The 12,828-nt window shown below is 65.8% G+C and carries 14 protein-coding genes; 5 read left to right on the plus strand and 9 right to left on the minus strand.

What is annotated here, in order from left to right; all coding sequences use genetic code 11:
* Positions 1–451: 451 nt before the first annotated feature.
* The 3 genes from ampD to LGM42_RS23285 are packed head-to-tail and all read right to left on the minus strand — an operon-like array spanning position 452 to position 2,230.
* Positions 452–1,042 (minus strand): 1,6-anhydro-N-acetylmuramyl-L-alanine amidase AmpD, encoded by a 591-nt coding sequence (gene ampD, locus LGM42_RS23275; protein ID WP_059580913.1) that lies wholly within the window; start codon positions 1,040–1,042, stop codon positions 452–454.
* The gene (locus LGM42_RS23280; protein ID WP_226233285.1) at positions 1,039–1,323 is read right to left on the minus strand and encodes a PP0621 family protein; all 285 of its coding nucleotides are present in this window, start codon (positions 1,321–1,323) and stop codon (positions 1,039–1,041) included. The genes ampD and LGM42_RS23280 overlap by 4 nt, the downstream gene beginning before the upstream one ends.
* 13 nt (positions 1,324–1,336) lie before the next feature.
* Positions 1,337–2,230 carry an inner membrane protein YpjD gene (locus LGM42_RS23285; protein WP_059580909.1) on the minus strand — a complete coding sequence of 298 codons (894 nt, stop codon included), beginning with the start codon at positions 2,228–2,230 and terminating at the stop codon, positions 1,337–1,339.
* Positions 2,231–2,319: 89 nt separating this feature from the next.
* On the opposite strand from LGM42_RS23285, the gene ffh reads away from it, so the two are divergent.
* Positions 2,320–3,687, plus strand: coding sequence for a signal recognition particle protein (gene ffh / locus LGM42_RS23290; RefSeq protein ID WP_059580906.1), 1,368 nt, complete (start codon positions 2,320–2,322; stop codon positions 3,685–3,687).
* A gap of 94 nt (positions 3,688–3,781) precedes the next feature.
* On the plus strand, positions 3,782–4,333 hold the full coding sequence (locus tag LGM42_RS23295; RefSeq protein WP_059580903.1) for a hypoxanthine-guanine phosphoribosyltransferase: 552 nt from the start codon (positions 3,782–3,784) through the stop codon (positions 4,331–4,333).
* A gap of 92 nt (positions 4,334–4,425) precedes the next feature.
* Here the strand turns inward: LGM42_RS23295 and LGM42_RS23300 are convergent, their stop codons facing one another.
* Positions 4,426–5,028 (minus strand): MarC family protein, encoded by a 603-nt coding sequence (locus LGM42_RS23300; RefSeq protein WP_059638023.1) that lies wholly within the window; start codon positions 5,026–5,028, stop codon positions 4,426–4,428.
* A gap of 20 nt (positions 5,029–5,048) precedes the next feature.
* Positions 5,049–6,785: a proline--tRNA ligase gene (locus tag LGM42_RS23305; protein WP_226233286.1), complete on the minus strand. Its 1,737-nt coding sequence runs from the start codon at positions 6,783–6,785 to the stop codon at positions 5,049–5,051.
* Positions 6,786–7,013: 228 nt separating this feature from the next.
* Here LGM42_RS23305 and LGM42_RS23310 point away from each other — a divergent pair, with 228 nt between their 5' ends.
* Together LGM42_RS23310 and LGM42_RS23315 are read left to right on the plus strand one after the other, a co-directional pair.
* Positions 7,014–7,658, plus strand: coding sequence for an RNA pyrophosphohydrolase (locus tag LGM42_RS23310; RefSeq protein ID WP_059580896.1), 645 nt, complete (start codon positions 7,014–7,016; stop codon positions 7,656–7,658).
* 13 nt (positions 7,659–7,671) lie between these two features.
* Complete coding sequence (locus LGM42_RS23315; protein ID WP_059580894.1) at positions 7,672–8,280, plus strand: CNP1-like family protein; 609 nt, start codon at positions 7,672–7,674, stop codon at positions 8,278–8,280.
* 96 nt (positions 8,281–8,376) lie between these two features.
* Here the strand turns inward: LGM42_RS23315 and proB are convergent, their stop codons facing one another.
* The 4 genes from proB to rplU form a co-directional block, all read right to left on the minus strand.
* On the minus strand, positions 8,377–9,495 hold the full coding sequence (proB, locus tag LGM42_RS23320; protein ID WP_059580892.1) for a glutamate 5-kinase: 1,119 nt from the start codon (positions 9,493–9,495) through the stop codon (positions 8,377–8,379).
* A 91-nt stretch (positions 9,496–9,586) separates the two neighbouring features.
* Positions 9,587–10,699, minus strand: a complete 1,113-nt coding sequence (obgE, locus tag LGM42_RS23325) for a GTPase ObgE (RefSeq protein WP_059580889.1) — start codon at positions 10,697–10,699, stop codon at positions 9,587–9,589.
* Between the two features lie 186 nt (positions 10,700–10,885).
* On the minus strand, positions 10,886–11,149 hold the full coding sequence (rpmA, locus tag LGM42_RS23330; RefSeq protein ID WP_006476999.1) for a 50S ribosomal protein L27: 264 nt from the start codon (positions 11,147–11,149) through the stop codon (positions 10,886–10,888).
* Between the two features lie 24 nt (positions 11,150–11,173).
* Positions 11,174–11,485: a 50S ribosomal protein L21 gene (gene rplU, locus LGM42_RS23335; RefSeq protein WP_006025184.1), complete on the minus strand. Its 312-nt coding sequence runs from the start codon at positions 11,483–11,485 to the stop codon at positions 11,174–11,176.
* A 210-nt stretch (positions 11,486–11,695) separates the two neighbouring features.
* On the opposite strand from rplU, the gene LGM42_RS23340 reads away from it, so the two are divergent.
* Positions 11,696–12,691 carry a polyprenyl synthetase family protein gene (locus LGM42_RS23340; RefSeq protein WP_059580886.1) on the plus strand — a complete coding sequence of 332 codons (996 nt, stop codon included), beginning with the start codon at positions 11,696–11,698 and terminating at the stop codon, positions 12,689–12,691.
* Positions 12,692–12,828: the final 137 nt, after the last annotated feature.

The raw sequence follows: 12,828 nt of genomic DNA on the forward strand, positions 1-12,828 counted from the left end.
TGCAAAGCTCCTGGTGTTGGATGGTGCGGAGAGAACCGCGGATTAAAACGAACGCTGCGCAATGCGGTGCGCGAGCGGTAAGAGGCGAGCGATGTGCCGGGGAAGCCGGTTCGGTCGATGCGCGACAACCCGGCCGGTCGTGTGCTTCGTCATGTGTACCCTGCCCCGTCGATGTTCGCTGCGCTGGTCGCGACGCCCGGACCGCCTGGCCTGACGCGCCGCCTTGAGAACCCTGTCCGCCGACGTTGCCCGCCGGCCGGTGCTGCTCGGGTTTTCCCCTGCGACACACACTATATCTAGTACAGAACCGCTCAACTGGCACCAAGTATAGTGGACATTCGGAGGACGTCCAAACGGATAATTTGCGATAGAGGTCTTGACATCGCTCACGCGCAGACGCGGCAAGGCATTGATCGGAGAAAAAACTTTCTCCGATCAAAAAACCCCGCGATCAGTGCTGACGGAAAGGAAAGTATTCGGCGGAAAAACCGGCATCGCTCGCGAAGCGTTGCCAATCGAAATGCGGGCCCGGGTCGGTCTTGCGGCCCGGCGCGACGTCCGAATGCCCGGCGAACGCATCGACCGGGTAGCGCGCGGCGAGCGCGCGCGAGAGCGCGGCGAGCACCGCGTATTGCGCATCGTCGAACGGCACGTCGTCGGCCCCCTCGAGCTCGATGCCGATCGAGAAGTCGTTGCAGCGCGTGCGGCCGAAGAACTCGGACGAGCCCGCGTGCCATGCGCGCTCGTCGCACGACACGAACTGCACGAGCTCGCCGCCGCGACGGATCAGGAAATGGGCGGACACGCGCACGCCGCGCAGGTGGCTCTGGTAATAGGGGTGCGCATCGCAGTCGAGACGATTCAGGAACAGCGCCTCGATCGCGTCGCCGCCGAATTCGCCGGGCGGCAGGCTGATGTTGTGGACGACCACGAGCGTCGGCACCGCACCCGCGGGCCGCGCCTCGAAGTTCGGCGACGGCGCATGGCGCGCTTCGCGCACCCAGCCGTTCGCGTCGACCGACAACACCGGCGCGTCGCTCATCGGGCGTCGCGGCCGTTCACGCGCGCGGCGTGGCGCTGCGCATGCTCGGCGCTGCAGAAGTATTCGCCGCTCGCGGCGATGGCATCGCCCTTCGGCGCATGCACGCCGCACTCGGCGCAGCGCACCATCGGTTCGGGCAGCGAGCGCGCGTCGCCGTTCGGGCGCGCGGCACCGGCGCCGCGACCGCCGCGCGCCTGCGCCTGTTCCTGCGCGTGGCGCAGCTTGCGCGCGAGCCACGAACCCGCGAAGAAGAGAAGAATCAGGAGAAGAATCTGTCGCATCGGAAACCTGCGGTCAAACCACGGAGCGGTGCAGCAGCACCTCGAAAACGAACCGGCTGCCGACATACGCGAGCAGCAGCGCGGCGAACGACACGAGCACCCAGCGCGCGGCCCCGCGGCCACGCCAGCCCGAGGTCTTGCGGGCGACCAGCAGGCCGCCGAACATCAGCCACGACAGGATCGCGAACACCGTCTTGTGATCGAGCCGCAACGCGCGCGCGTCGACCTGCTCGCTGAACAGGATGCCCGACGCGAGCGTCAGCGTCAGCAGCACGAAGCCGGCGCCGATCAGGCGGAACAGCAGCTTCTCGAGCGTGAGCAGCGGCGGCAGCGTTTCGAGCCAGCTCGCGATCCAGCCCGTCGAGCCGTCGCGCCCGCCGCTCCTGAGCGACTGCAGACGCCGCTCGACCATCAGCATCAGGATCGCGTGCAGCGCGGCGATCGCGAAGAGGCCGTACGCGATGTTCGCGATCAGGAAATGCAGCTTGAACAGCGGCGCCGCGGCATAGGGCAGCACCCGCACGCCGCCGAATATCAGCGGCAGCAGCGACGCGCCGCACGCGAGCGGCAGCACCAGCAGGCGCAGGCTGTCGAGCGGGAAGAAGAAGCTCTCGATCCAGTAGATGCCGGCGCCGAGCCAGAACATCGCGGACAGCGCGAACGCGAAGCCGAACACCATCGCGTCGTTCGGAAAGATCGTCATGTGCAGCAGCACGCCGTGCGCGACCAGCGCGGCGAACAGCAGCGCGCGGCCGGCCCCGCTCATCCCGGACGCGGCGGACGCCGGGACCGGCACGGCCGGCACGCTCGCGACGAGCGGCGTCGCACCCTGGCGGTGCGCACGCCAGCCTGCGACGGCGAGGCCGCCGTACAGGAATGCGGTGAGGGCATACAGTACAATATCCATGTTCGAAGTTTACACTAGGCCCCCTCCCCGCGACGGCTCCCTTTGTTCGGTTCCGCCGCGCCTTCGGGCCCCACTGTCCATCGCTCCCCATGCTCGACAATCTCACTCAACGGATGGCGCGCGTCGTCAAGACGCTGCGCGGCGAGGCCCGGCTCACCGAGGCGAATACGCAGGAGATGCTCCGCGAGGTGCGTCTCGCGCTGCTGGAAGCCGACGTGTCGCTGCCGGTCGTCCGCGAATTCATCGCCAAGGTCAAGGAAAAGGCGCTCGGCGAAGAAGTGATCAGCAGCCTGTCGCCGGGCCAGGCGCTCGTCGGCGTGGTCCAGAAGGAACTCACCGCCGTGATCGGCGGCGATTACGAAGGCAAGGCCGCCGAGCTGAACCTCGCGGTCACGCCGCCCGCGGTGATCCTGATGGCCGGCCTGCAGGGCGCGGGCAAGACCACGACCGCCGGCAAGCTCGCGAAGCTGCTGCGCGAGAAGTACAAGAAGAAGGTGCTGACCGTGTCGTGCGACGTGTATCGCCCGGCCGCGATCATGCAGCTGAAAACGGTGAGCGAACAGGTCGGCGCCGATTTCTTCCCGTCCACGCCGGACCAGAAGCCCGTCGACATCGCGCTCGCGGCCGTCGACTGGGCGAAGCGTCACTACCATGACGTGCTGATCGTCGACACGGCCGGCCGCCTCGGCATCGACGAGGCGATGATGCAGGAAATCGCCGCGCTGCACGGCGTGCTGAAGCCGGCCGAAACGCTGTTCGTCGTCGACGCGATGCTCGGCCAGGACGCGGTCAACACCGCGAAGGCCTTCAACGACACGCTGCCGCTCACCGGCGTCGTCCTCACCAAGCTCGACGGCGACTCGCGCGGCGGCGCCGCGTTGTCGGTGCGCCACATCACGGGCAAGCCGATCAAGTTCGTCGGCGTCGCCGAGAAGCTCGACGGCCTCGAGGTGTTCCACCCCGACCGGATGGCGAACCGGATCCTCGGCATGGGCGACATCCTCGCGCTCGTCGAGGAGGCGCAGCGCGGCGTCGACGTCCAGGCCGCGCAGAAGCTCGCCGACAAGGTCAAGAAAGGCGGCGACTTCGACCTGAACGATTTCCGCGCGCAGATCTCGCAGATGAAGAACATGGGCGGCCTGTCGTCGCTGATGGACAAACTGCCCGCGCAGTTCCAGCAGGCGGCGGCCGGCGCCGACATGGGCCAGGCCGAGAAGTCGATCCGCCGGATGGAAGGCATCATCAGCTCGATGACGCCCGCCGAGCGCGCGAAACCCGAAATCATCAAGGCGACGCGCAAGCGCCGCATCGCAGCCGGCGCGGGCGTGCCGGTGCAGGAAGTCAACCGGATGCTGAACCAGTACGACCAGATGCGTACGATGATGAAGAAGCTGAAGGGCGGCAACATGCAGAAGATGATGCGCGGGCTGAAGGGCATGATGCCCGGCATGCGCTGATTTCGCCCGTCGGCCGGCGCGCGGGTTTTTGCCGTAGCGCGCGCCGGCCGTTCTGCTTCATCCTTATTTGTATACCGACTGCCCGCCAGAACACATGAACCGCGAAGAAGCCCTCCACATTTTCGACCACTCCGAAGAGATCGTCTCGGCCGACGCCGTCAACGCGTCGATCTCGAAGATGGCCGACGCGATCCGCGCCGAGATCGGCGACGCGTTCCCGCTCGTTCTCTCGGTGATGGGCGGCGCCGCGGTGTTTACCGGGATGCTGCTGCCGCATCTCGATTTCCCGCTCGAATTCGACTACATCCACCTGACCCGCTACCGCAACACGACGCAGGGCAGCCCGGAGATGCACTGGCGCGTCGCACCGCGCGAATCGGTGAAGGACCGCATCGTGCTCGTACTCGACGACATCCTCGACGAAGGCGAGACGATGGCCGCGATCCGCGACCGCATCCTCGACATGGGCGCGAAGCGCTTCATGTCCGCCGTGCTGTGCGAGAAGACGCTCACGAAGGCGAAACCGCTGCACCCCGACTTCTGCGGCTTCTCGGTGCCGGACCGCTACGTGTTCGGCTGCGGGATGGACGCGAAGGGCTACTGGCGCAACCTGCCGACGATCCGCGCGCTGACCGCGAACGTCTGATCGCCGCGCTGTCCGCCATATACCCGCCATATAAATAGAAAGCGGCGCGCCGGTTGCCCGGAGCGCCGCTTTTTTGTTTCCGCGCCGCCTGCTTATAACTGGTGCACGAACGCGCGGATGCCGGCCAGCAGCATCTCGACCGAGATCGCGACGAGCACGAGCCCCATCAGCCGCTCGAACGCCGCGACCGTCCGCTCGCCGAGCCACTGCTGGATCCGTTCGGCCAGCACCAGCGTGATCGCGCAGACGAGCATCGTGACCGTCAGCGCGCCGACCCACTCGAGCATCTTGCCGGGCGCCTGCGACGTCATCAGCATCACCGTCGCGAGCGCGGACGGCCCCGCCAGCGCCGGAATCGCGAGCGGCACGATGAACGGCTCGCCGCCCGCGCGCGGATCGCTGCCGAGCGCGCCGTCCGGATGCGGGAAGATCATCCGCAGCGCGATCAGGAACAGCACGATCCCGCCGCCGAGCCGCAGCGACAGGTCGGTGAGGCTCATCATCCGCAGAAAGCGATCGCCGACCAGCATGAAGAACAGCAGGATCACGAACGCGATCCCTACTTCGCGCAGGATCAGCTTCACGCGCCGCTCGCGCGGCACATCCCGCATCGCCGAAATGAACAGCGGGATGTTGCCGAGCGGGTCCGTGATCAGCACGAGGAGCACGGTGGCGGACAGGAACGTGTATTCCATCGTGTCCCCGGTCGCCGCGCTCAGTGCGCGAGCGCGGCGCGGATCTTCTCGGCGACCGTCGCCGCGGCCGCGTCGGCCGGCAGCAGCGTCGCTTCGGCGTCGCGGCGGCCCTGGTATTCGACCTTGCCTTCCTTCAGGCCGCGCTCGCCGATCACGAGACGATGCGGCACGCCGATCAGCTCCCAGTCGGCGAACATCACGCCCGGGCGCTCGCCGCGATCGTCGAGGATCACGTCGATGCCGGCGGCGACGAGTTCCGCGTACAGCTTGTCGGCCGTCTCGCGCACCATGTCGCTGCGGTCGTAGCCCATCGGGCACAGCACGACCTCGAACGGCGCGATCGACTCGGGCCAGATAATGCCGCGGTCGTCGAAGTTCTGCTCGATCGCCGCACCCAGGATACGCGTGATACCGACGCCGTAGCAGCCCATCAGCATCGGCTGCGGCTTGCCCGACTCGTCGACGAACGTCGCGCCCATCGCTTCCGAGTACTTGGTGCCGAGCTGGAACACGTGGCCGACTTCGATGCCGCGGCAGATGTCGATCACGCCCTTGCCGTCCGGCGACGGATCGCCCTTCTTCACGTTGCGCACGTCGGCGACTTCCGGCTCCGGCAGGTCGCGGCCCCAGTTCACGCCCGCGATGTGATAGTCGACCTCGTTCGCGCCGACGACGAAGTCGCTCATGTTCGCGACCGTGCGGTCGGCGATCACCTTCACCGGCTTCTTCGTGCCGACCGGGCCGAGGTAGCCCGGCGGCGTGCCGAACCACTCGACGATTTCCTGCTCGGTCGCGAAGCGGTGGTTCTTCAGGCCCGGCAGCTTCGACACCTTGATCTCGTTCAGGTCGTGATCGCCGCGCAGCATCACGAGCCAGATGGTCGGCTCGGCGCCTTCATTGTCGGTCGCGAGCACGATCGACTTGATCGTGCGCTCGAGCGGGATCGACAGCAGTTCGGCGACGGCCTCGCACTTCGCCTTGCCGGGCGTCGCGACCTTTTCCATCGTTTCGGCCGGCGCCGCGCGCTCGGCAATCAGCGGCAGCGCTTCGGCCGCCTCGACGTTCGCCGCGAATTCGGACGTCGGGCAGTACGCGATCGCGTCCTCGCCGGTGTCGGCGATCACGTGAAATTCGTGCGAGAAGTTGCCGCCGATCGAGCCGCTGTCGGCCGCCACCGCGCGGAACTCGAGGCCGAGGCGCGTGAAGATGCGCACGTACGCGTCGTACATCTTGCGGTACGACTCGTTCAGGCCCGCCGCATCCTTGTCGAACGAATACGCGTCCTTCATGATGAATTCGCGGCCGCGCATCACGCCGAAGCGCGGACGGATCTCGTCGCGGAACTTCGTCTGGATCTGGTAGAAGTTCACCGGCATCTGCCGGTAGCTCTTGATCTGGTTGCGTGCGATGTCGGTGACGACTTCCTCGTGCGTCGGCCCGATCACGAAATCGTTGTCCTTGCGGTCCTTGAAGCGCAGCAACTCGGGGCCGTACTGTTCCCAGCGGCCCGATTCCTGCCACAGCTCGGCCGGCTGCACGGCCGGCATCAGCAGCTCGATGGCGCCCGCCCGGTTCATTTCCTCGCGCACGATCGCCTCGACCTTGCGAATCGAACGCAGGCCGACCGGCAGATAGTTGTAGATGCCGCCGGCGACGCGACGGATCATGCCGGCGCGGACCATCAGCTTGTGGCTGACGATCTCTGCGTCGGCGGGTGCCTCTTTCAGGGTGCCGATAAAGAAACGGGAAGCTTTCATGCGGACGGTTCCAAAAACGGCGCCCCCAGGCGGGGCGCCCGAAAAAGTTTCAAGGTGAAAAAGCTGCGCGCGGCGAACAACGAGGGACGACGATGGCGCAGACGACGTAGCAGACTAATCAGGGACAATTCAGCCGGCGTACCCCGCGCGGATTCGCTCCGTCACGGTGCGCAGCGCCCGTTATCTGTTTATAATCAAAGCAATTTTAAAGGATTCGAAGGTGGTTGTATGCTGGATCGTGAAGGCTTTCGCCCGAACGTCGGCATCATCCTCTTGAACGCGCGCAACGAGGTGTTTTGGGGCAAGCGGCTCCGCGAGCATTCCTGGCAGTTTCCTCAAGGTGGGATCAAGTACGGCGAGACCCCCATGCAGGCGATGTACCGGGAACTGCACGAGGAAACGGGCCTGCATCCGGAACACGTCAAGATAATCGGCCGCACTCGCGACTGGTTGCGTTACGAGGTGCCTGACAAGTTCATCAAACGCGAAGTACGCGGTCATTACCGCGGCCAGAAGCAGATCTGGTTCCTGCTGCGGATGGTCGGACGCGATTGCGACATTTGCTTGCGCGCGACCGATCACCCGGAGTTCGATGCGTGGCGCTGGAACGAGTACTGGGTGCCGCTCGATGCGGTGATCGAGTTCAAGCGGGATGTCTATCAGTTGGCGCTGACGGAACTGTCGCGCTTCCTGCGCCGCCCGGCGCAGCGAGCCGAGAAGCCGCGCGGGCCGCGTGTGTCGCGCTATCCGCGCGTCATCGGCGCACAGGCCCAGACGCTGACGATTGTCGACGCATCGGTAGTCTGTTCGGAGGTCGAAGTGGAAGCGAGCACGCTCGACGAGATGCCGCCCCGCGTGATCGTCGGCAAATGACGAGTTGGACTGCATGACCGGGCGCGACCTTGGTGTCGCGCCCTTTTTTTACGAGGAATGCATATTGAAAGCGATTGCTCTCGCGCTCGCATCGATCGCCGCGATGGCCGCCCTGGCCGGCTGCGCGAACTCGAAAGCGCCGTCCAACAAGGATGACAGCGAGTTCGTGTACCTGCTCGACCGTCAGGGAACCTGGAAGGAAAACGCCGTCGACACGCTGCCGCCGCTGCCGCAAACGGGCGATCTGCTGCCATTCAACGTGTCGCAGAACACGCCGCTCAAGTTCTTCGTCGATGCGAAGTCGCTCGACGTCGGCACCGACGGCGTCGTGCGCTACGCCGTCGTGATCACGAGCCCCGCCGGCGCGCGCAACGTGAACTACGAAGGCATCCGCTGCGACACCTACGAATGGCGCCAGTACGCCGGCCTGAACGCGGACCACAACGGCTGGGATCGCACCGTCGAGAACGACTGGCGGCGCATCGAGAACGGCGAGTTGAACGCCTACCACTCCGCGCTCTACCAGGACTACTTCTGCTCGAACAAGATGCCCCAGGGCTCCACCCGGCAGATCCTCGAAAACATCCGGTTCCACCGCACCGCGATGACGCAGCTGCGCTGACGGCGCGCGGGGGCCCGTCGCCCGCATCGCCCCGCTGCAACGAAAAGCCCGCGCGATGCGGGCTTTTTCATTTCGACGACGAAAACCGGCTGGCGATCACACCAGCACGAGGTTGTCGCGATGAATCAGTTCGGGCTCCAGCATGTAGCCGAGCACGGCCTCGATCTCGCCGCTCGGCTTGCGGTGAATCAGCTTCGTTTCCGCGCTGCTGTAGTTCGTGAGCCCGCGCGCCACCTCGCGCCCGTCCGGGCCGACACACGCGATCACCTCGCCGCGCGCGAACGCGCCCTGCACGTCGGTGACGCCGATCGGCAGCAGGCTCTTGCCGCCGGCCGTCAGCTTCTCGACCGCGCCGGCATCGATCACGACATGGCCGCGCACCTGCAGATGATCGGCCATCCATTGCTTGCGTGCCGCCATCCGCGCGGTCCGTGCGATCAGTTGCGTGCCGATCGCCTCGCCGGCCGCCAGACGCACGAGCACGTCGGACTCCCGGCCGCTTGCGATCACGGTATTCGCGCCGCTGTGCGCCGCCCGCTTCGCCGCGAGGATCTTCGTCAGCATTCCGCCGCGGCCCAGACTCGAACCGGCCCCGCCCGCCATCGCCTCGAGCTCCGGCGCGCCCGCATTGGCCTCGCCGACGAGCGTCGCATTCGGGTCCTTGCGCGGATCGGCCGTGAACAGCCCCGACTGGTCGGTGAGGATGATCAGCGCATCGCCTTCGATCAGGTTCGCGACGAGCGCGCCGAGCGTGTCGTTGTCGCCGAACTTGATTTCGTCGGTGACGACCGTGTCGTTCTCGTTGATGATCGGCACGACGCCGAGCCGCAGCAGCGTGAGCAGCGTCGAACGCGCGTTCAGATAGCGCTCGCGATCCGCCAGGTCGGCGTGCGTGAGCAGGATCTGCGCGGTGCGGATGCCGTGCTCGGTAAAGCGGCTTTCGTAGACTTGCGCGAGCCCCATCTGGCCGACCGCGGCGGCGGCCTGCAACTCGTCGATTTCCCGCGGCCGCTTGCTCCAGCCGAGCCGCTGCATGCCTTCGGCGATCGCGCCCGAACTGACGAGCACGACTTCCTTGCCCTGCGCACGCAGCGCAGCGATCTGGGCTGCCCAGCGGCCGATTGCAGCATGATCGAGCCCCTTGCCGTCGTTCGTCACGAGGCTGGAGCCCACCTTCACCACCAATCGCTTCGAATCCGCGATGATCGAACGCATCCTGCACTGTCTCCTGTATCTGATGCCCGCCCCGGACGGGCCCGATGGAACGCCAACGCCGGGCGGCACGCCCGGCGCGTCAGCGAACCGTTCAGGCGTCGTCGCCCGGCGCCGCACCACCCTTCGCCGACGGCGCCTCGCGGAAACGCACGTCCGCCGCGAGATCCTCCGCCTCCGCCGCGCGATGCGCGTCCGAATGTTCGGAGAGGTAGTCGTAGATCGCGTAGCACAGCGCTTCGCAGCCCTGGCCCGTCAGCGCCGAGATCTCGAACACGGGGCCGTCCCAGCCGAAGCGGTCGAGGAAATCCGCGACGCGGGCCTCGCGCTCGTCTTCCGGCACCATGTCCAGCTTGTTGAGCACGAGCCAGCGCGGCTTCTCGTAGAGCGCCTCGTCGTACTTGCGCAACTCGCCGACGATCGCCGTCGCTTCCGCGACCGGATCGACGCTTTCGTCGAACGGCGCGAGATCGACCAGATGCAGCAGCACGCCGGTACGCTGCAGGTGGCGCAGGAATTGATGCCCGAGGCCCGCCCCTTCGGCCGCCCCTTCGATCAGCCCCGGGATATCGGCGATCACGAAGCTCTTGCTCGGCCCGACACGCACCACGCCGAGATTCGGCGCGAGCGTCGTGAACGGATAGTCGGCGATCTTCGGCTTCGCGTTCGACACCGACGAGATGAAGGTCGACTTGCCCGCGTTCGGCATGCCGAGCAGGCCAACGTCGGCGAGCACCTTCAGCTCGAGCTTCAGCATGCGCCGCTCGCCCGGCTTGCCGTCCGTCTTCTGGCGCGGCGCGCGGTTCGTGCTCGACTTGAAATGCAGGTTGCCGAGGCCGCCGGCGCCGCCCTGCGCGAGCATCACCCGCTGGTCGTGCTCGGTCAGATCGGCGATCAACTCGCCGGTATCCATGTCGCTGATGATCGTGCCGACCGGCATGCGCAGCGTGACATCGTCGCCACCCTTGCCGTAGCAATCCGAGCCGCGGCCGTTTTCGCCGTTGCGCGCGAGATGCTTCTTCGCGTAACGGTAGTCGATCAGCGTGTTGATGTTGCGGTCGGCGATCGCGTAAACGCTGCCGCCCCGGCCGCCGTCGCCGCCGTCCGGCCCGCCGAACGGGACGAATTTCTCGCGGCGCATCGACGCGCTGCCATCGCCTCCGTCGCCGGCGATGACTTCGATTCGTGCTTCGTCAATGAACTTCATTCGTCACTCCGCCCAGTATTTCCGCTATTGTGCCGCGCGCCGACACGCTTGAACAATCTGCCGTTCGGCCGATCGTACGCCGGTTGCGCGAAGGTCGCCGGCCCGCATTTGCGGCCGGCGACCCAATAAAAAAGGCCCCGCGAAGACTGCGGGGCCTTTCGGCTACGAAGCCCGTGGGTGCCTGACTCAGGCAGCCGCCGGGACGACGATGACCAGATGCTTCTTGTCCGCGCCCTTCGTCGCGAACTTGACGTGACCGTCGACCAGCGCGAACAGGGTGTGATCCTTGCCCATGCCGACGTTCTCGCCAGCGTGCATGCGCGTGCCGCGCTGACGCACGATGATGCCGCCAGCGTTGATTGCCTGGCCGCCGTACACTTTCACGCCGAGACGTTTCGACTCGGAGTCGCGGCCGTTCCGGGAAGAGCCGCCTGCCTTTTTGTGTGCCATCTGATTGCTCCTTTACCGAGGCGCTTACGCGTTGATCGCGTCGATGCGCAGCTCAGTGTAGTTCTGGCGGTGGCCGCCGTGCTTTTGGTAGTGCTTCCGGCGACGCATCTTGAAGATGGTGACCTTGGCATGACGACCGTGCGACACGACGGTGGCCTTGACGGAAGCCCCACTGACCAGCGGCGTACCGAACTTAATCGATTCGCCTTCGCCCACTGCGAGAACCTGGTCGAGCGTGATTTCAGCGTCAATGTCAGCCGGTATCTGTTCTACTTTGAGTTTTTCGCCAACGGCAACCTTGTACTGCTTGCCGCCGGTTTTTATGACCGCGTACATTGAGAACCTCACTCTGGATCCAATTTTTCCGCACACCACGCGCGGAAAACACGTGATTATACATGGGGTTAGCACCCAAGTCAAAGCCGATCGACGATTGCCGCGCGCGGGCCTCGGCCGAACGGCCAAAATCGCGCCACGGGTATGTCTGACAGACCGGCATATCGCGGATTCGACTTATAATCCGCCGCATCACCCAATTCCATCATCATGTCGTCGTCCACCGCCTCCCCCACCCTCAGCGCCGCCCACCTGCTCGCCCCGATCACCAGCGACATGGAGCAGGTGAATCGCGTTATCCGGCAAAGCCTCGCGTCCGACGTGCTGCTGATCAACCAGATCGCCGAGTACATCATCGGCGCGGGCGGCAAGCGGCTGCGTCCGGCGTTGCTGCTGCTCGTCGCCGGCGCGCTCGGCGAAACGTCGCACCAGCGGCACGTGCTGGCCGCCGTCGTCGAGTTCATCCATACGGCCACGCTGCTGCATGACGACGTCGTCGACGAATCCGAGCTGCGCCGCGGCCGCCAGACCGCCAATGCGCTGTTCGGCAACGCGGCGAGCGTGCTGGTAGGCGATTACCTCTACTCGCGCTCGTTCGAGATGATGGTCGGCGTCGGCAAGATGCGCGTGATGGAGATTCTGTCCGAAGCGACGACGATCATTTCGGAAGGCGAGGTGCTGCAACTCCTGAACATGCACGACGCGGACGTCGACGAAACGCGCTACATGCAGGTGATCCGCTACAAGACGGCGAAGCTGTTCGAGGCGTCGGCCCGCCTGGGCGCGGTGCTCGCGGGCGCCGACGCGCCGACCGAGGCCGCCGCCGCCGAATACGGCCGCCGGATCGGCACCGCATTCCAGATCATGGACGACTGGCTCGACTATGCGGGCACCGCCGAGGCAATGGGCAAGAATGCCGGCGACGACCTGCGCGAAGGCAAGCCGACGCTGCCGCTCATCTATCTGATCGAACGCGGCACGCCCGACCAGTCGGCGCTCGCCCGCGAGGCGATCGAACACGGCGGCACCGATCGCTTCGACACGATTTTCGAAGCGATCACGCGCTCGGGCGCGCTCGACCACACGCTCGAATGCGCACGCCAGGAAGCGCAGGCGGCGGCGGCGGCGATTGCCGCGTTCCCCGATTCGATCTACAAGGAAAGCCTGCTCGGGCTGTGTTCATATTCGACGTCGCGGCAGTCGTAAACACGCGGCGAACGGGAAGCGACGCCTTGTCTCGAAAAATTTCTTCACCAAAGTATTCCCTTTTAGAAAAAACATCGTTATAGTTACGTTCTTGCTTGTGACGACGCAGCGATCTTCAAGAAGACGGCGAAGTCCGA

The organism is Burkholderia sp. AU39826 (assembly GCF_020419965.1).
Taxonomy (GTDB): domain Bacteria; phylum Pseudomonadota; class Gammaproteobacteria; order Burkholderiales; family Burkholderiaceae; genus Burkholderia; species Burkholderia semiarida.